Below are 707 nucleotides of genomic sequence, written 5' to 3'. Positions count from 1 at the left end.
CAGATCGGCATCGGGTCCGATGATGAAAGGATTTATTCCTTGTCCGTAAAAGATGTAGAGCTGTTCTTTTCGAATTTGTTTTTTGATCTTCTCCGCATTGGTATAGCTACCCGTGAACACCACAATATCAGCCGGCATCACGGAATTCTCCATAAACACCTTCTGACTTACTTTACGAATATAGATGGGTAACCCATGTACAGCCTGGAGCTTTTCATGCAGCATGCTGACGTACTCGTTTACGTGAGAAGAAGGGCGAAAGTCTATCTTTTCAACGTACAGGGCCGGAATCAAAAGGTATAATGCGTAGGAGTACAAAACGACGTTGGAAGGCATAAATACAGCCATAGAACGCTGCCAGCCTGGCTGATAGGTCTGTACTTCCTCCAAAGCACCTTGAAGTGTGAGGATGGTGGAATCAATTTCTGCATTGGCGGCCCGATAGGATGAAAATTGGGTGAGAATATCCATCACTTCCTGCCGATGCTCGATCAAATAATTAAGGCACTTCAGAATTGCTTCATGCCTTTCCAAAAAAAGCGTGTTTTTTTCCAATTCCGGATTCATACTCATGGTGCAATCTCCCTTTCCTATATGAAATTTTTGGTAAACATCCGTGCTTTCTGCCGAGATACTTTATAAACCAGATAGGGCCTCATTATCCTCAACACTTACACTTTGCGAGAAGCAACTTTCTCCAGGGCAAT

At 43.6% G+C, this 707-nt stretch carries 1 pseudogene; it reads right to left on the bottom strand.

Features of this window, described 5'->3' with window-relative positions:
* A pseudogene (locus L693_RS0113380) lies at positions 1 to 573 on the bottom strand (aldehyde dehydrogenase family protein); the annotation flags it as partial.
* Positions 574 to 707: the final 134 nt, after the last annotated feature.

The organism is Paenibacillus sp. 1-18, from assembly GCF_000520755.1.
In the GTDB taxonomy this organism is placed as follows: Bacteria; Bacillota; Bacilli; order Paenibacillales; family Paenibacillaceae; genus Paenibacillus; species Paenibacillus brasilensis.
This window is presented reverse-complemented; position numbering and strand designations above follow the sequence as displayed.